Annotated in this window: 14 protein-coding genes; 10 read left to right on the forward strand and 4 right to left on the reverse strand. The window is 52.8% G+C overall.

Annotation, left to right across the window (positions count from 1 at the left end; all coding sequences use genetic code 11):
* Positions 1-158: 158 nt before the first annotated feature.
* Positions 159-2924: a preprotein translocase subunit SecA gene (gene secA / locus ACTHSL_RS06340; protein ID WP_440380768.1), complete on the reverse strand. Its 2766-nt coding sequence runs from the start codon at positions 2922-2924 to the stop codon at positions 159-161.
* 216 nt (positions 2925-3140) lie between these two features.
* Between secA and cysI the strand changes: the two genes are divergently transcribed.
* Positions 3141-4910 (forward strand): assimilatory sulfite reductase (NADPH) hemoprotein subunit, encoded by a 1770-nt coding sequence (cysI, locus tag ACTHSL_RS06345; RefSeq protein WP_440380769.1) that lies wholly within the window; start codon positions 3141-3143, stop codon positions 4908-4910.
* Positions 4911-4999: 89 nt separating this feature from the next.
* On the opposite strand, the gene ACTHSL_RS06350 is transcribed toward cysI, so the two are convergent.
* From ACTHSL_RS06350 to panC, 3 genes are all read right to left on the reverse strand, one after another.
* The gene (locus ACTHSL_RS06350; protein WP_440380770.1) at positions 5000-6214 is read right to left on the reverse strand and encodes a pyridoxal phosphate-dependent aminotransferase; all 1215 of its coding nucleotides are present in this window, start codon (positions 6212-6214) and stop codon (positions 5000-5002) included.
* Between the two features lie 159 nt (positions 6215-6373).
* Positions 6374-7309, reverse strand: coding sequence for a prolyl aminopeptidase (gene pip / locus ACTHSL_RS06355; RefSeq protein WP_440380771.1), 936 nt, complete (start codon positions 7307-7309; stop codon positions 6374-6376).
* A gap of 57 nt (positions 7310-7366) precedes the next feature.
* On the reverse strand, positions 7367-8203 hold the full coding sequence (gene panC, locus ACTHSL_RS06360) for a pantoate--beta-alanine ligase (protein ID WP_107853743.1): 837 nt from the start codon (positions 8201-8203) through the stop codon (positions 7367-7369).
* A 197-nt stretch (positions 8204-8400) separates the two neighbouring features.
* On the opposite strand from panC, the gene miaA reads away from it, so the two are divergent.
* The 9 genes from miaA to cas8c all read left to right on the forward strand — a co-directional run bounded on the left by miaA (position 8401) and on the right by cas8c (position 18763).
* Positions 8401-9339, forward strand: a complete 939-nt coding sequence (gene miaA, locus ACTHSL_RS06365) for a tRNA (adenosine(37)-N6)-dimethylallyltransferase MiaA (RefSeq protein ID WP_440380772.1) — start codon at positions 8401-8403, stop codon at positions 9337-9339.
* 237 nt (positions 9340-9576) lie between these two features.
* Positions 9577-10125 carry an RDD family protein gene (locus ACTHSL_RS06370; protein WP_440380773.1) on the forward strand — a complete coding sequence of 183 codons (549 nt, stop codon included), beginning with the start codon at positions 9577-9579 and terminating at the stop codon, positions 10123-10125.
* Between the two features lie 13 nt (positions 10126-10138).
* Complete coding sequence (locus ACTHSL_RS06375; protein ID WP_440380774.1) at positions 10139-10402, forward strand: hypothetical protein; 264 nt, start codon at positions 10139-10141, stop codon at positions 10400-10402.
* Between the two features lie 66 nt (positions 10403-10468).
* Complete coding sequence (locus tag ACTHSL_RS06380; RefSeq protein ID WP_440380775.1) at positions 10469-11854, forward strand: MFS transporter; 1386 nt, start codon at positions 10469-10471, stop codon at positions 11852-11854.
* Between the two features lie 71 nt (positions 11855-11925).
* Complete coding sequence (locus tag ACTHSL_RS06385) at positions 11926-12375, forward strand: DUF4149 domain-containing protein (RefSeq protein ID WP_440380776.1); 450 nt, start codon at positions 11926-11928, stop codon at positions 12373-12375.
* A gap of 279 nt (positions 12376-12654) precedes the next feature.
* Complete coding sequence (locus ACTHSL_RS06390; protein ID WP_440380777.1) at positions 12655-13362, forward strand: DUF4184 family protein; 708 nt, start codon at positions 12655-12657, stop codon at positions 13360-13362.
* Positions 13363-13507: 145 nt separating this feature from the next.
* Positions 13508-15979 (forward strand): CRISPR-associated helicase Cas3', encoded by a 2472-nt coding sequence (gene cas3 / locus ACTHSL_RS06395; protein ID WP_440380778.1) that lies wholly within the window; start codon positions 13508-13510, stop codon positions 15977-15979.
* A gap of 7 nt (positions 15980-15986) precedes the next feature.
* Positions 15987-16724 carry a type I-C CRISPR-associated protein Cas5c gene (gene cas5c, locus ACTHSL_RS06400; RefSeq protein WP_440380779.1) on the forward strand — a complete coding sequence of 246 codons (738 nt, stop codon included), beginning with the start codon at positions 15987-15989 and terminating at the stop codon, positions 16722-16724.
* On the forward strand, positions 16721-18763 hold the full coding sequence (gene cas8c, locus ACTHSL_RS06405; RefSeq protein ID WP_440380780.1) for a type I-C CRISPR-associated protein Cas8c/Csd1: 2043 nt from the start codon (positions 16721-16723) through the stop codon (positions 18761-18763). Before cas5c ends, cas8c begins: the two co-directional genes overlap by 4 nt.
* Positions 18764-18781: the final 18 nt, after the last annotated feature.

Genomic DNA, 18781 nt, shown 5'->3' on the forward strand with positions numbered 1-18781 from the left:
AAGGTGCTCATGAGAAATCCCCTAAATGTTCTGGTGGGAATTTAGGGGATTTTGGGGGGATTTTGCAAAGGTCTCAGATTACTAGTTAGTTTATAGCCTGAATAAAAACCGATAGAGACGGTTTTTCTCTATCGGTTTTTATTTTATATCGTTCTAAATTAAACCAATTTTCCGTGACATTGTTTATATCTCAAGCCACTGCCACAGGGGCAGGGGTCATTACGATGAACAATTAAGCCGCGTGCAGTTAATGCCTCTGGGGTATAGTTTTCATCATCATTTGGATCGAAGGCTTCAGATACCAGTTCACTCTGAGATTGTGACAGGATTTCTTCCATATTCGGCGCATCAGCCTGGAAGGCATGAGTATTAAGATTATCCAAATTCCCAGGCTCACTTTCTTCCACAACATTTTCGTTCATCTGTATTTGTACCGAAATCAGCAGAGATGCAATTTGATGCTTGATATTGCTCCATAAGTTTTGGAACATTTCAAATGCTTCGCGCTTGTATTCCTGTTTGGGATTCTTTTGGGCATAGCCGCGCAAGTGGATACCTTGGCGTAGGTAATCCATAGCGGAGAGATGTTCGCGCCATTGTGTATCGATCACTTGCAGCATTACGTTGCGTTCGAATCCCTGCATGTTTATATCGCCCACCAATTCGGTTTTTTCGGCATATTCCTGTTCTACTTGCGCCAATAAACGTTCTTTAATATCTTGGTTATCAAGAGTGTTGTCTTCTTTCAGCCAACCTTGAATATCGACATTTAAACGGAAGTCACTGGCTAATTGCGCTTCCAGTGCGGGCAAGTCCCATTGTTCTTCCATGCTGTCTGCCGGCATATAGTTGTCTACTAAGGAATAGATGGTTTCACGCCGGAATTCTTTTGCCAGATCGCTGATATTTGGGTTGGAGAGGATGTCGTTGCGTTGGAAATAGATTACTTTGCGCTGGTCATTGGCAACATCATCATATTCCAACACTTGTTTGCGCATATCGAAGTTTCGGCCTTCTACTTTTCGTTGCGCGCCTTCGATTTGGCGGGTCAACATACCAGCCTCGATGGCTACACCGCGTTCCGGTGCTAAACGATTGAGGATGGCGGCAGCACGATCTAGGGCAAACAGGCGCAACAGAGGATCTTCGAATGAAAGGTAGAAACGGCTAGAACCAGGGTCGCCCTGACGACCGGCGCGTCCGCGCAGCTGGTTATCGATACGGCGGCTTTCGTGACGCTCTGTGCCTATGATATGCAGACCGCCTGCCTCCATGACTTTGTCGTGTTCTTCTTGCCAGCCGTTTTCCAGTTCGGCGATACGTGCTGCTTTTTCTTCCTCGCTCAGGTTTTCATCGGCACGGATGGCATCTGCCTGATGTTTGACGTTACCTCCAAGTACGATGTCGGTACCGCGTCCGGCCATATTGGTGGCAACGGTAATCGCGCCGACTTTACCGGCTTGGGCCACAATGAGGGCTTCGCGTTGGTGCTCTTTTGCGTTCAAGACATTGTGGGGGATGCCTTGTTGATTTAGCAAATGGGAAACCAATTCTGAATTTTCGATGCTGGTCGTACCAACTAAAACCGGTTGCCCGCGTTTGTAGCATTCTGCAATATCTTTAACCACAGCCTCGTATTTTTCTTCGGCCGAACGGAAAATCTGATCGTTGAAATCTTTACGTTGTATCGGGCGGTTGGTCGGGATGATAACGGTTTCGAGGTTGTAGATGCTTTGGAATTCAAATGCTTCCGTATCGGCCGTACCGGTCATGCCGGACAGTTTTTTATAGAGGCGGAAATAGTTTTGGAAGGTGATTGAAGCCAAGGTTTGGTTTTCACGTTTGATTTCAACGCCTTCTTTTGCTTCTACTGCCTGATGGAGACCATCAGACCAGCGGCGGCCGGACATCAGCCTGCCGGTAAACTCATCGACAATGACGATTTCGCCGTCTTGGATCACATAATGCTGATCTTTATGGAAGAGGGTATGAGCCCGCAGTGAGGCCATCAAATGGTGCATCAGGGAAATATTGCTGACGGAATAAAGCGAATCGCCTTCTTGCAGCAGACCCATTTTAGTCAGAATTTCTTCTGCATGTTCGTGTCCTGCTTCGCTTAAGATGACGCTGTGGTTTTTTTCGTCCACCCAATAATCGCCTTCGCCTTCTTCGCTTTCTTGACGGAACAATTGGGGCGGCACTTGATTCATTATTTGGTAAAGTTGGACGTTGTCATCTGCCTGGCCGGAAATAATCAAAGGCGTACGGGCTTCGTCAATCAAAATGGAGTCCACTTCATCCACTACGGCAAAGTTCAACTCCCGCTGCACTTTGTCGTATTGGTCGGCAACCATATTGTCGCGCAGGTAATCGAAGCCGAATTCATTGTTTGTGCCGTAGGTAATATCGGCGGCATACGCATTCTGACGGTGGAAAGGCTCAAGATCGCTGATAATCACGCCCACCTTCAGGCCAAGGAAGTTGTACAACGGCTCCATCGTGGCCGCATCACGCTGGGCAAGGTAGTCGTTGACGGTAACGACGTGTACGCCGTCGCCAGACAGGGCATTGAGGTATACGGGCAGGGTGGCTACCAGCGTTTTTCCCTCACCGGTACGCATTTCGGCGATTTTGCCGTAGTGCAGCACCATGCCGCCGATCAGCTGGACATCGAAGTGGCGCATGCCCAAAACGCGTTTGGATGCTTCGCGGCAGACGGCAAACGCTTCCGGCAGAATGCTGTCCAAATCGGCCCCGTCGGCGATACGCTGTTTGAATTCGGCTGTTTTGGCCTGTAGCGCGGCGTCATCCAAAGCCTGCATTTCGGCTTCCAACGCATTGATTTTCTCTACTGTTTTTCGATATTGTTTCAACAGCCGGTCATTGCGGCTGCCGAATATTTTTTTAGCTAATTGAGTGAGCATATTGATTCCTGGACCTAATTAGGGGCTTTTTGCAAGCGATAACGGCGTATTCTAACACAGGCCGTCTGAAAGCAATAAGCGCGGCAGGGCTCATATTTTTCAGACGGCCTTTTTATAACCAACTCGTCTTTGCTTACAAACAAGCATTCTTTCCTTTTTTCAGACGGCCTGATTACAGTGGCGGCATCCCGAACAAGCATAAATCCAAGGAATGCCATGACCACCACGACCGACCCCCGCGCCAAACTCCCCGATACCCCGCTTGCCGACAACGAAAGGCTTAAAGGCCAAAGCCGTCACCTGCGCGGCACGATTGCCGAAGACCTGAACGACGGCTTGACCGGCGGCTTCAACGGCGACAACTTCCAGCTCATCCGTTTTCACGGCATGTACGAACAGGACAACCGCGATATCCGCGCCGAACGCAACGAGCAAAAATTGGAAGGCCTGAAAAACGTCATGATACGCTGCCGCCTGCCCGGCGGCGTGATTACGCCCAAGCAGTGGCTGGGCATAGACGAGTTTGCCGACAGCCACACCCTTTACAACTCCATCCGCCTGACCAACCGCCAGACCTTCCAATACCACGGCGTGCTCAAACCCGACATCAAAGCCGTGCACCAATGGTTGAACAAGCTGGGCTTGGACACCATCGCCACGGCGGGCGACGTCAACCGCAACGTCTTATGTACCAGCAACCCGATTGAAAGCGGGCTGCACAAAGAAGCGCACGAATGGGCGAAGAAAATCAGCGAGCACCTGCTGCCGAAAACCCGCGCCTATGCCGAAATCTGGCTGGACGGCGAAAAAGTCGAATCCACCGAAAACACCGGCAACGCCCCGCTGCCCGAAGCCGTGAAAAGCGGCGACGCGGCCGAACCCGTTTTGGGCGGAAACTACCTGCCGCGCAAATTCAAAACCACGGTCGTTATTCCGCCGCACAACGACGTCGATTTGCACGCCAACGATTTGAACTTTGTCGCCATCGAAGAAAACGGCAGGCTGGCCGGATTCAACGTGCTGGTCGGCGGCGGCTTGTCCATCGAACACGGCAACCACAAAACCTACCCCAACACCGCCCGCGAATTCGGCTTTATCGGTTTGGACAAAGTGTTGGACTGCGCCGCCGCCGTGGTTTCCGTGCAGCGCGACTGGGGCAACCGCAGCGACCGCAAAAACGCCAAAACCCGCTACACCATCGAGCGCGTCGGCTTGGATGTGTTTGTCGAAGAAGTGGAAAGCCGCATGGGGGCGAAGTTCCGGCCGATACGTCCTTATGAATTCACCACGCGCGGCGACCGCATCGGCTGGGTGCAGGGCGAAGACAAAAAATGGCATCTGACGTTGTTTATCGAAAACGGCCGCATCACCGATATGCCGAACCGCCCGCTGAAAACGGGTATGCGCGAAATCGCCAAAATCCACAAGGGCGACTTCCGCCTGACCGCCAATCAAAACCTGATTGTGGCCGGCGTTTCCGCCCGCGACAAGGCCAAAATCGAAGCCCTTGCCCGCAAATACGGGCTGATTAGCGACGGCGTAACCCGCCAGCGCGAAAATAGCATGGCCTGCGTCGCGCTGCCGACCTGCCCGCTGGCCATGGCCGAAGCCGAACGCTTCCTGCCGGCGTTTATCGACCATGTGGACGGCCTGATGGCGAAACACGGCCTGCCGGAAGAACACATTGTATTGCGTGTGAACGGCTGCCCGAACGGCTGCGGCCGCACCATGCTGTCGGAAGTCGGGTTGGTGGGCAAGGCGGTCGGCCGCTACAACCTGTATACGGGTGGCAACCGTGAAGGCACGCGCATTCCGCGTTTGTTTAAGGAAAATATTACCGAGCCGGAAATCCTGCAGCTTTTGGATGATTGGATAGGGGCGTGGGCGAAAGGCCGTCTGAAAGATGAGGGCTTCGGCGATTTTGCCGTGCGCACCGGCATCGTGAAACCCGTGTTGGATGCGCCGCGCAATTTTTGGCCGGCATAAACCGGGCTGAAACAGCCTGAAACTGCCTGAATAAAAAGAGGCCGTCTGAAAGCTGCAAATGCTTTCAGATGGCCTCTTGGTATTGCGCCTTATTGGCGGTAATGTTTCAGAAAACGTTCCAGTTTGCCTATGGCTTCTTCGATTTGGTGGCTGTAGGCCAGAGTAACGATGCGGAAGTGGTTGGGTTTGACCCAGTTGAAGCCCGTGCCGTGCACCAGCAATACTTTTTCCTGCACTAAAAGGTCGTAGACAAATTTCATGTCGTCATGGATATTGTACATTTCGGTGTCGATTTTCGGGAACATATACATCGCGCCCATCGGTTTGACGCAGGAAATACCGGGGATTTGGGTAATCAGTTCGTAGGCTTTGTTGCGCTGTTCGAGCAGGCGACCGCCGGGCAGGATCAGTTCGTTAATGCTTTGATAACCGCCTAAGGCCGTCTGAATCGCATGCTGCATCGGCGTGGTGGCGCACAGGCGCATGGATGAGAGCATATCGAGGCCTTCGATATAGCCTTTGGCGTGGTGTTTCGGGCCGTTGAGCACCATCCAGCCTTGGCGGAATCCGGCCACGCGGTAGGCTTTGGAGAGGCCGTTGAAGGTGATGGTCAGCAGGTCGGGGGCGAGGGCGGCGATGTGGTGGTGTACCGCGCCGTCGTAGAGGATTTTGTCGTAAATTTCGTCGGCGTAGATAATCAGGCCGTGCTTGCGTGCCAACTCGGCGATTTCGAGCAGGATTTCTTTGCTGTACACCGCGCCGGTGGGGTTGTTGGGGTTGATGACGACGATGGCTTTGGTTTTCGGCGTGATTTTGGCTTCCATGTCGGCAAGGTCGGGGAACCAGCCGTTTTCTTCGTCGCACAGATAATGGCGTACCGTGCCGCCCGCCAAGGTGGCGGCAGCCGTCCACAGCGGATAGTCGGGCGCGGGAATCAGGATTTCGTCGCCGTCGTTTAAAAGTGCCTGCATGGACATGGTAATCAGCTCGGACACGCCGTTGCCGATGTAAACGTCGTTTACCGTGATGTCGCGCAGGCCTTTGGTTTGGTAGTAGTGGACGATGGCCTTACGGGCGGAATACAGCCCTTTGGAGTCGCAGTAGCCTTGCGAGGTCGGCAGGTTGCGGATAACGTCCACCAAGATTTCGTCGGGTGCTTCGAAGCCGAACGGGGCGGGGTTGCCGATGTTGAGTTTGAGGATTTTGTGGCCTTCTTCTTCAAGTTGAAGGGCTTTTTTGTGTACGGGGCCGCGGATGTCGTAACAGACGTGGTCGAGTTTGGCGGATTTGCTGAATTTATCCATTGTTGTGTTCCGTGAAGATTTGCGGGCAAAGCGTGAATGTACTCTGTTTGACGGCGGAATTCAAAGGGATTTTGCAACCGGGCGACCAAATGGAAGGCCGTCTGAAAAACGGCTGTGCGGTTTTCAGACGGCCTGTTGCATTGAGGTTGGGGGGCGGACTTATTTTGACAGGCGTTCGGCAAATTCATCCGCCGCCTGCACCAGCGCGGCCGACAGGGCGGGCTCGAAGGAGGAGTGTCCGCCCTGGATTATCCGCAAATCGGCCTGCGGCAGCACCTGTTTCAAATCCCATGCGCTGCGGGTGGGGGTGCAGAGGTCGTAGCGGCCTTGCACGATAACGGTGGGGATGTGGCGGATTTTGTGGGCGTTGGCCAAGATGGCTTTGTCGCCCTGCAGCCAACCTTGGTGGACGAAATAATGGTTCTCCAGCCGCGCGATGGCCAAGGAAGCCTGTGCGTCTTCGTCCACAGGCTTGGGTTCGAACTGAATCAGCCAGCTTTCCCAGTCTGCCCAGGCTTTGGCGGCCGGCAGGTGGACGGCGGGATCGGGCGATTGGAGCAGTTCGTAATAGGCTTGCACTAGCGCGCCGTGTTTTTCCGGCGGTATGGCGGCCAGATAGCGTTGCCATTGTTCGGGGTAAACCATGCTTACGCCGCCGGCTTCGCTCAACCAGTCGATTTCGATTTGGCGGCAGAGGAAGATGCCGCGCAGAATCAACCCGCGCACGCGTTCGGGATGGGTTTCGGCGTAGGCCAGCGAGAGGGTGCTGCCCCAAGAGCCGCCGAATACCAGCCAGCTTTCGATGCCCAGCATTTCGCGTACTTTTTCAATGTCGGCCACCAAATCCCAAGTCGTGTTTTCGCGGGTTTCGGCGTAGGGCAGGGAATGGCCGCAGCCGCGCTGGTCGATGATGACGATGCGGTATTTTTCGGGGTTGAAAAATCCGCGGCAGGCAGGCGATGCGCCCGCGCCGGGGCCGCCGTGCAGGAAGATGACGGGGATGCCGTCGGGGTTGCCGCTTTCTTCCCAGTAGATTTGATGGATGGCGGATACCTGCAGCAGGCCGCTGCGGACGGGTTCTCGAATCGGATGCATGGTTTTCTCCTTGTGGTTGGGAGGCCGTCTGAAAGGTGTTTTTCAGACGGCCTGCGGTTAATCCAGGCGGATTTCGACGTTGTCGATCAGACGGGTCGCGCCCAGTCGGGCGGCAGCCAGTACGACCAGGTGTTTGTCGCCGGCGTGGGCGGTTTCCAGCGTGTCGGCGCGGCGGACTTCCACATAGTCTACAGTCCAGCCGTTTTCTTCCAAACGGCGGCGGGCGGCGTTTTCCAGTTCGGCGTAGGCGAGGTTGCCGTTTTTAACCGCTTCGGCGACGGCCTGCAGTTCGCGGTAGAGGCGCGGGGCTTCGGCGCGTTCGGCTTCGCTCAGGTATTGGTTGCGGCTGGAAAGCGCGAGGCCGTCTGAAGCGCGGCCGGTATCGACGGGGACGATTTCTATGTTGAAGTTCAGGTCTTCCGTCAGGCCTTGGATGACGGCAAGCTGCTGGTAGTCTTTTTTGCCGAAGCAGGCGTAATCGGGTTGGACGATGTTGAAGAGTTTGGAAACTACGGTGGCCACGCCGCGGAAATGACCGGGGCGGAATTTGCCGCACAGTTCGTTTTGCAGGTGCGGCGGTTCGACGTTGTAGCGTTGTTCGACGTTCGGATACAGTTCTTTTTCGTCGGGCGCGAAGACGACGGCCACGCCTTCGCCGGCCAGTTTGTCGGCGTCCTGTTGCAGGGTGCGCGGGTAGCGGTCGAAGTCTTCGCCCTGGCCGAATTGGAGGCGGTTGACGAATATGCTGACGACGACGTTGCCGGCGCGTTTTTTCGCTTCGCGCACCAGGGCGAGGTGGCCTTCGTGCAGGTTGCCCATGGTGGGGACGAAGGCAACCGTTCCGGCGGTTTTGCGCCATTCGCGCAGGGCTTGGACGGTGTGGATGATTTGCATGTTTTTGTTCCTTTTCGGGTTTTCAGACGGCCTTTGCCGTTTTGACCGGCGGCGGCTCCGTATACGGGCGGATTATACGCCTGCGGACGGCGGTTTTTGGAAGAAGTGTGGCGGAGGCCGTCTGAAAAGCGGGGAAAAGGTTTTCAGACGGCCTGTTATAATGCCGCCTTTCAATTTGCATCCGTATTGGCGAATTTATGGATTTTCCTAAAGCCTTTGCCGTTTTGGGGCCGACCGCCGGCGGCAAAACCGGGCTGGCATTGCGTTTGGCGCAGCGTTTCCCGCTGGAAATCATCAGCCTGGATTCGGCTTTGGTTTACCGCGGGATGGACATCGGGACGGCCAAACCGACGGCCGAAGAGCTGGCTTCCGTGCCGCATCATTTAATCGACATCATTTCGCCGCTGCAGTCTTACAGCGCGGCAGAGTTTGCCGCCGACTGCCTGCGCCTGTGCGGCGAAATCAGTGCGCGCAGGCGTATGCCGCTGATTGTCGGCGGTACGATGATGTATTTTCACGCGCTGGTAAACGGTTTGAACGATTTGCCGCAGGCCGATGCCGGCGTGCGGGCGCAGTTGCAGGCGCAGAAGGCGGAGCAGGGGCTTGAGGGGTTGTACCGCCGTTTGTGCGAGGTGGATGCGGCCACCGCCGCACGGTTGAAGCCGGGCGACAGTCAGCGCATCGAACGGGCGTTGGAGGTTTTCCTGCTGACCGGGCGGCCGTTGAGCGACCATTTGGCGGTGCAGACGGCCTACCGTGTGCCGTTGCGGCTGCATACGCTGGTTTTGTTCCCGCAGCGGCGCGAGTTGCTGCACGAGGCGATTGCGCGGCGTTTCCGGTTGATGTTGGAGCAGGGGTTTATCGAAGAAGTAGGCCGTCTGAAAGCGGAGTATCCGTCATTGACGGCGGAACACAATTCGATGCGCTGCGTGGGTTACCGCCAGGCGTGGGATTATTTGGACGGTGCCTGCGCTTACGGTGCTTTTGTCGATGCCGGTATTGCCGCCACCCGCCAGTTGGCGAAGCGGCAGCTGACTTGGCTGCGCAAGACGGAAGCGGATACGCTGCTCGACCCGTATGACGGCGCGGATGTTTTTCAGACGGCCTCTGCGGCGTTGGAAAGGCATTTTTCGTGAAGGCCGTCTGAAAGGCGGCCTGCCGTTTGCGCCTGTTCCGTGTGATGGCAGTGAATTGAAATAAGAAGCCTCCGACTATTGTTTGGCCGCCGCCGGCCTGCTTCGCGCTCTGTGCAGGCGGGAGTGCGGAAGTTCGGCTATGCAACGGTCTTCTCTAAGCGTTCCCGACAAATTGAAGTCTGGATTCCCGCCTGCGCGGGAATGACGGTATGGAGGGTTTTTATTTGAATTTACTATATGATGATTGGTGTTACGATGAATGAAAATATGCTTCCCGCCGCGCCGCTGAAACGCCGGTTTGCGGCTTTGTGCTACGAATTATTGCTGATTGGCGCGGTCAGTTGCGCGGCCTTTATCCCTGCCGGGATTCTGGCTTTGTTCCTCAATCAGTCCGCACCGCAGTTGAGCAGCCTGCTGGTAACGCTGGTGATTCTGTATGCCTGGTGGCTGTATTTCAAAATAAACTGGCATAAGAAGGGGCAGACGCTGGCGATGCAGGTGTGGCGTATCGGTTTGTGCGACCGGATGGGTGTCCGGCCGCCATTGAACCTGCTGAGGCTGCGCTTTATTTGGGCCTGCGTGTTTTTGGTTTTTGTGCCGATGCTGGCTTATGCTGCGCTGAACCGCGGGATGGGCGTGCCGCCGAAAACGGCGGGCGGTGCGGCTTTGATTTGGTGGATTCTGCCGTGGGGTTTCGCGCTTTTAAACGCCGACCGTCAGTTTTTATACGATTATTTGGCGGGTACGCGGCTGGTGGATGTGAAAAAACAGGATAAGGCCGTCTGAAAAGGTGCGGACGATGAAAACGGTCGGCGAAATAAAACAGTATGCGGAAAGCCTGCCGATGTTGGAGGGGCGGGTGTTGGCCGGAGAGCTTGTCCGCTTGAAAAACGGCGGCGTGCCTTTTTTAGGCTGTGTGTGTTTCGTGCAGCATAACCGGAAGGTAGGTTTGCTGGAGGCGCGGAATATCCTGTTGGCGGCGGATGTGTATTCCGAGCGGGAAAAATCGGATATCGAAGCGATGTTGCAGGCGATGCTTGCCGAAGTGAACGAAAACGCTTAGTGCGTTATGATGAGGCCGTCTGAAAGCCGTTTTTCAGACGGCCTGTTATTTAAGAGGAGGCCGGATATGGCTGCCACACCGTCCAGATGGTTGCCGCTGCTGTTGGCGGTTTGTATTTTTATGCAGATGCTGGATGCGACGGTATTGAATACCGCGCTGCCGCAGATGGCGGCGGATTTGCAGCAGTCGCCGCTGAATATGCAGTCGGCGGTGATTTCCTATGCGCTGACGCTGGCGTTGTTTATGCCGATGAGCGGTTATCTGACCGACCGCTACGGCACGAAGAAGGTGTTTTCCGTTTCGATGGCGTTATTCGTGCTGGGGTCGCTGATGTGCGCGGCGGCACCGAACCTGCCGCTGCTGGTGTTCGCCAGGGTGGTGCAGGGGATGGGCGGGGCGATGATGGTGCCTGTGCCGAGGCTGATTATCCTGCGGGCTTACGATAAGGCCGAGTTGATCAACCGGATGAATTTCGTCGTGATGCCTGCGCTGCTGGGGCCGATAGCCGGTCCGCTGGTGGGCGGCTATTTGGTGGAATATGCGAGTTGGCATTGGGTGTTTTTGATCAATGTGCCCATCGGTTTGGCAGGCATTGTTGGGGCAGCGAAAATCATGCCTGATTTTTCCGCGCCAGAGGGCAGCGTGCCGCATTTCGATTTGACCGGTTTTTTACTTTTCGGTGCGGCGGCGATGGGGTTGAGCCTGTCGGTTGAATTGCTGATGCATCCGGGCGCACGTTTGTTTTCCGCTTTGTGCGGCACGGGCGGTTTGGCGGCTTTGTGGTGCTATTGGCGGCATGCGCGGCACGACGGCGACCTCGCACTGTATCCGCCGCGCCTGCGTTTGGTGCGGACGTTCCGTTTAGGGATTTTGGGCAACCTGATCAGCCGGTTGGGCATGGGGGCGATGCCGTTTTTGATGCCCTTGCTGCTTCAGGTGGCCTTTATGCGCAGTGCGAGTGTGTCGGGACAGATGCTTGCGCCTGTGGCGTTGGCCGCTTTGCTGACCAAGCCGTTTGTGAAGCCGCTGATTGTCCGTTTCGGCTATCGCAGGGTGCTGATTTGGAATACCCGCATTATCGGCTTGCTGATTATGTCCATGGCTTTGCCGGATGCGTCTACGCCGGTTTGGCTGATTGTGCCGGTTCTGTTTGTGCTCGGTATGTGCAATTCGCTGCAATATTCGTCGATGAATACGCTGACCCTGGCCGATTTGCGGCCGCAGATGGAAGGCAGCGGCAACAGCCTGATGGCGGTAAACCAACAGTTGGCCATCAGTTTCGGCATCGCGCTGGGTGCGCTGCTGCTCAATTTTTTCGGCAGCGGCAATCCGCGGACGGGCAATGTGCATCAGGCTTTCCAATATACGTTTTTGGTTATAGGTGCGATTACTTTTTGTGCAAGCTGGGTTTTCGTTTATCTGCATCCTAAGGACGGTTCGAATCTGGTATAGGGCGGCTTGTGCCTCAGGCCGTCTGAAAATTGTGTTAGTATGCAGGCAGACTTGAATTTCAGGAGGAAATAATGAACCGATTGTGCGCATTGCTGACCGGCCTGTGGCTGGGTATGCAGGTAATGGCGGGCTATGTGGCCGCACCGGTTTTGTTTGAACGGCTTGGCAAGCAGGAAGCGGGGAACATCGCCGGCGTGCTGTTTTCAATCAACAATTATTTCGGCCTGCTGGTCTGGGCCATGGCTTGGCTGGTGGTGCGGAGTAACCGCAACCGTTCGTTTTCCAACAACGGTAAGGTGGCACCGAAATTCATTATCCTCCTGCTGCTGCTGACCGCAGCCAACCAATTCTTGATGGCCCCCGTTATCGCGGCACATAAGGCGGGCACGGAAAACTGGCTGCTTTCGTTGTTGGGCGGTTCTTTCGGTATGTGGCACGGCATTTCCAACGTCATTTATCTGGTATGCAGTTTCTTGGGCTTAGGTTTGCTGTTGCGCTATTTGAAGTTTGAGAAAAATTAGCCGTCTGAGGAAGTATTTTTATCAGCCAAGAATCGGCAGCCTGCGCCCCTTGTTGTACGGATGGGAGCGGGCTGCCAAATTTATTGTCCGTTTATTCATAATATTCCAGAAGCTCAGTAAAAGGCCGTCTGAAAAACCGGTTTGAACAAACTAGTTTTTCAGATTTTTTATTCTCTTCGTAAACATAGAAAATTGTCCTGCCTGCAATCAAATCCGATATTTTCTACTCTTCCGGCTGCGCTAAAATCATGTTTACGCATCATCATCGGATTTCAAAATATGCCGTTTACCCTTGCCCACCCGGTTGCCGTTTTGCCGTTTTCACGCTGCCGTTATTGCCATTTCCCCGCATTGGTCATCGGAAGCCTTTCTCCTGATTTCGTCTATTTTCTGCATGGACGTGCCGTATCCGGCGGACATGGTTTGGCTGATATGCTGTGGCCGAACCTGCCGTTGTGCTTCGCGGTTTATTGGTTTTATCTTGCCCTGTGGCGGGACACTTTGTCTGATTTTTTACCCAATTGCCTGAATGCCGCCCCCTATAGGCCGTCTGAAAATGTAGATTTTAATAAACTCAAAGCGGCTTCCTTTATACCGAACGCCTTATTCGGCATGGCCACCCATCTTTTCCTTGATGCGTTTACCCACCCCACCGGCTGGTTTGTACAGCATTTCCCCGTGCTGCAACAAACCGTATTGTTTCTGCCAATCTTTAAATGGCTGCAATACGGCGGCGGTGTAATAGGCGTAACCGCCTGCCTGTACTTTGTATTCCACACCGCCCGCCGCCGGCCATACCGCTCTCGTCAAACCATTGGACAAAAATACCGTTTTTGGATTCTCTGCGCTATGCTGTCGCTGCTTGGTTTTTCGATCTGGCAAATCATTGCCCCCGTGCCGTTGGGTCATGCCGCCACACAAATAATCCGCCTGATTGATTGTGCAGTAGTTTCATTTTCGATATTGTGTTTAAGGAATATATTTTGAAAGAGATGCTAATAAAAATATTTTATTGTAATTATTATGATAGTTATTTCATTTAATTGCTATTATTCATAGTTTGTATATATTTTGTTGAAAATATTTAGATGGTGGTGTAGGGTGCAATTTTATTTTTGATAAATAGCAAGTGATGAATCTTAACTACATCGCCCATGTCCGCAAATCGGACGGGCAACCTCAATCTTTGCAAACCCATCTGACGGAAACTGCCGAGATCGCCAAATTATTGGCAGCTAAGCTGGATTTAGATCAAGTGGGCGAGTTACTCGGACTCATGCACGATTTCGGTAAATATTCCCGAAAATTCCAAAAATATATCCACGATGAAACCGGTTTGTTTAATCCTGATTTGGATGATGAAGAAAGTACGCCGAACGGCAGTAAAGTGGATCATTCCACCGCCGGTGCGCAATGGGTTTACCGCGAATTGAGAAAATTCGGTGTGGCGCAGGGCATCGGCGAATTGTTCGGGCAAATGCTGGGGTTGTGCATTGCATCGCACCACGGTGAAGGCTTGATCGACTGTTTGGACGGCGAAGGCAACGCCGTATGGAAAAAACGGTTTGAAAAAGAGGACGAATTGACGCATTTGGCGGAATGCGAGCAAAATGCCGATAAAGCTGTTCAGCAAAAAGCACATGAATTGGCAGGAGAAAATCTAATTCGCAGCCTGCTCAAAGCGGTGAAGCCGATTCTTTCCGACTCAAGAATCAATGAAAAAATCAAAGAATTTTATCTTGGCTGCCTGACCCGTTTCCTATTCAGTTGCTTGATTGATGCCGACCGTATCAACAGCTCAGATTTTGAGCGGGAAGCGCAAAAAGAAGTCCGCCGCTTGACTGAAAAACCAGATTGGCACCCGGCTATTGATAAATTGGAAACACATCTGGCGAGCTTTGAAAACCGTTATCCCATTGACGAAATCCGCCGTCGAATTTCAGACGACTGCCTAAAAAGAGCAGCCGATTCTCAAGGTATTTATACACTGACTGTGCCGACCGGCGGTGGCAAAACATTGGCCAGCCTGCGCTATGCTCTACATCATGCGCAAAAACACTATCTCGACCGCATTATCTACATCATTCCCTATACTTCCATCATCGATCAAAATGCCCAAGCCGTGCGCGAAATTCTCGGCGAAGATTGGGTGCTCGAACACCATTCCAATTTAGAACCTGAAAAACAAAGCTGGCAGGACAAACTGCTGTCCGAAAACTGGGATAAGCCTATTGTGTTTACCACCATGGTGCAGTTTTTGGACGCATGGTTTGGCGGCGGCACACGCGGCGCGCGGCATATCCACCCGATGACCAATGCGGTGCTGATTTTTGATGAAATCCAAACCCTGCCCGTGAAATGCGTACATTTGTTTTGCAATGTGCTGAACTGGTTGACGGCATTTGGCAAAAGCACGGCGGTTTTGTGTACGGCGACGCAGCCTTTGCTTGGCGAATCGGGCTTGCAGAATTTCCCAAAAGATAAAAGGGAAAGCATTGCTGCACGAGGTTTGTTAAAGCAGCCTGCACATGCCGAAATCATGGGCGAGCATCAGGATTTGGACAAATTGTTTGCCGATTTGTCGCGTGTGGAAATCCGATTCAACGAAAAAGCAGGCGGCTGGAATGTGGAAGAAGCGGGCGCGTTTTTGCTGGAACAGTTTCAGACGACCCCAAGCTGCCTGTTTATCGTCAATACCAAAAAATGGGCGCAGGAGCTTTATCAGTATTGCAAGGGGCAGAACGTGCCGCCCGAGACCTTGTTTCATTTAAGCACCAACCAATGCGCGGCGCACCGAAAAGCGATTTTTGACACCATCAAAGCTCGTCTGAAAAACAAACAACCCGTTATCTGCATCAGCACCCAGTTGATTGAAGCAGGCGTGGATATTTCGATGGCTTGCGTGATTCGTGCCTTGGGCGGATTAGACAGCATTGCCCAAGCAGCAGGGCGCTGCAACCGGCACGGCGAGAAAGAAGGCAAAGGGCAGGTTTGGGTGTTGAATTTGCAAGAGCAAGATTTTACGCGGATATTACCCGATATTCAGGCAGGCAAAACCCATGCCGAGCGCGTGTTTCGCGATTTTGTCGGACAGGATATTTTGCAGCCTGCCGCGATGGAGCGTTATTTTGAATACTATTTTTACCAGCGCAGCGATGAAATGTCGTATTCCGTCAAAAACAGCGCAACGGGTTCACTGCTGGATTGGTTGAGCGATAACGCGCTGAATCCTTATGGTGAAAAAAATAATCAAAGAAGCAAACCGTTGCCGTTGCTAATGCAATCCTTCAAAAGTGCAGGGCGTGCTTTCCAAGCCATAGACGCGCCGACCCATGCCGTGATTGTGCCGTATGGTGAGGGCGTGGAACTCATTGCCAAACTTTGCGGCGAATGGGATCCAAAAGAAATGTATGAAGCAAAGAAAAAAGCCCAGCGTTACAGCGTGAACGTCTTCCCTAACGTTTGGGATAAATTGCAAAAAGAAAACGCCTTACACGAAACCATTGAAGATTCTGGCATTTATTATTTGGATGAACGCTATTACAACAATGAATTCGGCCTGTCTTTAGACGAAACAAGCGAAATGACTTTTTACGACTTATAGGAGCAATATGGACAGCAAAATCAGTTTCCGCGTATGGGGGCGGCAAGCCTTGTTTACCGACCCCGTTACCAAAATTGGCGGCGAAAAATTCAGCTACCAAGTGCCGACATACGAAGCTATTAAAGGCATTGTCAAAAGCATTTACTGGAAGCCGACTTTGATTTGGCATATCGACCGCATCCGCGTAATGAAACCCATCCGCACCCAAAGCAAATCCACTAAGCCGCTGGATTGGAACGGCGGCAACACTTTGGCGATTTACACCTTTTTGCAGGACGTGGAATACCAAGTGGAAGCCCATTTTGAATGGAATGAGCATTGGGAAGAATTGGCAGGCGACCGCAATTTCGGCAAACACATCGCCATTGCCAGAAGAATGTTGGAACGCGGTGGGCGGCAGGATATTTTTCTCGGCACGCGCGATTGCCAAGGCTATGTCGAGCCTTGCGAGTTTGGCAGTCCAAGTCGAGATGGGAAAGCAGGATTTTACGATGAAATCGACAACTTAGATTTCGGCCTGATGTTCCACAGTTTTGGCTATCCCGAAGAAACAGGAAAGCCCGAATTGGTCAGCCGTTTTTGGATGGCAAATATGCAAAACGGCGTGATTGAATTCCCCAGTGTAAACGAAAGTGCAGGCAGCCTGAAAACCCGGTTTATCCGCAAAATGCAGCCTGAAAAACCGTTCAAACGCGGCGAAAACGTCAAGCCTGTGGAAGATGAAGCCAAGGAGCTGGGATTATGAGCTGGATGCAGAAACTTTATCGGACGTATGAAAGCATTTTGGAACAGGGGGTTACCGATGATGCCGAGCCGCTGACGCCGGTCGGGCATACCATCCAAAACGCGCATATCGTTATCGTGATTGACGGTCAGGGCAATTTTCAGACGGCACGCGTGATGCCGCCGAAAACGGCGATTTTGCTGCCTGCCACCGAGTCGTCTGAAAACCGCACCAGCGGCGAAGCCCCGCATCCGCTTGCTGACAAAATCCAATATGTCGCCAAAGATTACGCCGATTACGGCGGTGAAAAGAAAGCCTATTTTGACGGCTACCTGAAACAACTCACAGCATGGTGCGAATCGCCTTTTGCCCATCCCAAAGTGCAGGCTGTGTTGAACTATGTTGCCAAAGGGCGGGTGGTTGCCGATTTGGTGGAATCAGGCATATTTCAGCTCGATTCCGGTAACAAAGTGCTGAACAAATGGGAAGCCGAAGGCGATGCACCGTCGATTTTCTCCGTGCTACCCAAAACTAAAGGCGAAATCGAATTCGGTTCGGCATTGGTTTGCTGGCAAGTGGAAATTGCGGGCGACGTACACAGCCAAACTTGGACGGACAAAACCATACAGCAATCTTGGGCGGATTACGCCGCTTCGGAAAAAGCCGAAAAAGGTTTTTGCTTGGTGCAGGGCGAAGAAACTGTCATTTCCACCATGCATCCCGCCAAGCTGCGCCACACGGGCGATAAAGCCAAACTGATTTCTTCCAACGATACGGCGGGTTACACCTTTCGCGGGCGTTTTGCCACTGCCGAAGAAGCCGCCAACGTATCGGCAGATGTATCCGCCAAGGCACACAGCGCGCTGCGTTGGCTGATTTCCCGTCAAGGCATCCGAAACGGCGACCAAGTTACCGTCGTATGGGCAATTAGCGGCAAACCCGTCCCGTCGCCGATGAAAGACATTTCCAGCGAAATCGATTGGGATAATCTGGACATCAGTGCGGTTGAAAATCCTGATGAATTTTCATCGCAAACATCATCTGAACAGCCGTCCCCCGATTGGTCTGTCAATATCGGGCGTGCTGCTGCGCAAATCATCAAAAAGAAACTGCACGGCTATCAGGCAGAATTGAAAGGCCATGAACAAATCTCCCTGATTATGCTCGATTCCGCCACACCAGGGCGCATGGCACTGACCTATTACCAAGAATTTCTGCTTGCCGACTATTTCGCCAATTTGGACGCGTGGATTGACGATTTTTCCTGGTATCAGCGTTACAGCATTGAAGTCCAAAACGGCAAAAAAACCGACAAGCGCACCCAATGGCGTTTCGTCCCGCCGTCGCCTTACAGCATTGCCGAAGCCGTGTACGGCAAATCCCTGTCCGACACGCTCAAAAAACAACTTTATGCCCGCCTTCTGCCCGTTATCGCAGGCGGAACATCCGTGCCGATTCCCGAAGATTTGGTGCAAAAGAGTTTTCAGGCAGCCTGCAACCCGAACGGCTGCGAAAACTGGGAGTGGCAAAGAAACATCGGCGTCGCCTGCGCCCTATACAAAGGCTGGCGAGCCCGTCATCACGATTTATCACAACGGAGAACTTACCCTATGAGCTTGGATCCCCAAAACCGCTCGCGCGATTATATATTTGGTAGATTACTAGCAGTTGCCGAACATTTAGAACGCACCGCGTTGAGAATAGCCAACGAAACCCGTGCAACCAACGCAGAAAACTACATGCAGCGTTTTGTTATGCGTCCGTTTCATACATGGGAGCAGCTTGAAACCAATCTGAAACCGTATAAAGACCGATTGCGTAAAGACTACCCAGTTAGGATTTCGGAAAAATTTGTTTTAACCAGCCCGATAGGCTTTTTGAACAATCGAGAAAACGAAATTAATCAGCTTATATGCATGCTGGATGATTTGAAACAGGAAGGATGCGATTTAGACAAACCTTTGGAACCAGAATTCCTGTTGGGATACCACAGCCAAAAAATGGCATATCGCAACAAATCCAACCAACCCGAGCAAGAAGTAACCGAAACCCACGAATAACCCATTTAAAGGAAAACA

The organism is Neisseria sp. P0008.S010, assembly GCF_051962715.1.
Taxonomy (GTDB): domain Bacteria; phylum Pseudomonadota; class Gammaproteobacteria; order Burkholderiales; family Neisseriaceae; genus Neisseria; species Neisseria elongata.

What these genes read in the sequence shown, in the direction of transcription:
- secA (WP_440380768.1), bottom strand. Translation starts at nt 2,924, where the DNA reads ATGCTCACTCAATTAGCTAAAAAAATATTCGGCAGCCGCAATGACCGG.
- cysI (WP_440380769.1), top strand. Translation starts at nt 3,141, where the DNA reads ATGACCACCACGACCGACCCCCGCGCCAAACTCCCCGATACCCCGCTT.
- ACTHSL_RS06350 (WP_440380770.1), bottom strand. Translation starts at nt 6,214, where the DNA reads ATGGATAAATTCAGCAAATCCGCCAAACTCGACCACGTCTGTTACGAC.
- pip (WP_440380771.1), bottom strand. Translation starts at nt 7,309, where the DNA reads ATGCATCCGATTCGAGAACCCGTCCGCAGCGGCCTGCTGCAGGTATCC.
- panC (WP_107853743.1), bottom strand. Translation starts at nt 8,203, where the DNA reads ATGCAAATCATCCACACCGTCCAAGCCCTGCGCGAATGGCGCAAAACC.
- miaA (WP_440380772.1), top strand. Translation starts at nt 8,401, where the DNA reads ATGGATTTTCCTAAAGCCTTTGCCGTTTTGGGGCCGACCGCCGGCGGC.
- ACTHSL_RS06370 (WP_440380773.1), top strand. Translation starts at nt 9,577, where the DNA reads ATGATGATTGGTGTTACGATGAATGAAAATATGCTTCCCGCCGCGCCG.
- ACTHSL_RS06375 (WP_440380774.1), top strand. Translation starts at nt 10,139, where the DNA reads ATGAAAACGGTCGGCGAAATAAAACAGTATGCGGAAAGCCTGCCGATG.
- ACTHSL_RS06380 (WP_440380775.1), top strand. Translation starts at nt 10,469, where the DNA reads ATGGCTGCCACACCGTCCAGATGGTTGCCGCTGCTGTTGGCGGTTTGT.
- ACTHSL_RS06385 (WP_440380776.1), top strand. Translation starts at nt 11,926, where the DNA reads ATGAACCGATTGTGCGCATTGCTGACCGGCCTGTGGCTGGGTATGCAG.
- ACTHSL_RS06390 (WP_440380777.1), top strand. Translation starts at nt 12,655, where the DNA reads ATGCCGTTTACCCTTGCCCACCCGGTTGCCGTTTTGCCGTTTTCACGC.
- cas3 (WP_440380778.1), top strand. Translation starts at nt 13,508, where the DNA reads ATGAATCTTAACTACATCGCCCATGTCCGCAAATCGGACGGGCAACCT.
- cas5c (WP_440380779.1), top strand. Translation starts at nt 15,987, where the DNA reads ATGGACAGCAAAATCAGTTTCCGCGTATGGGGGCGGCAAGCCTTGTTT.
- cas8c (WP_440380780.1), top strand. Translation starts at nt 16,721, where the DNA reads ATGAGCTGGATGCAGAAACTTTATCGGACGTATGAAAGCATTTTGGAA.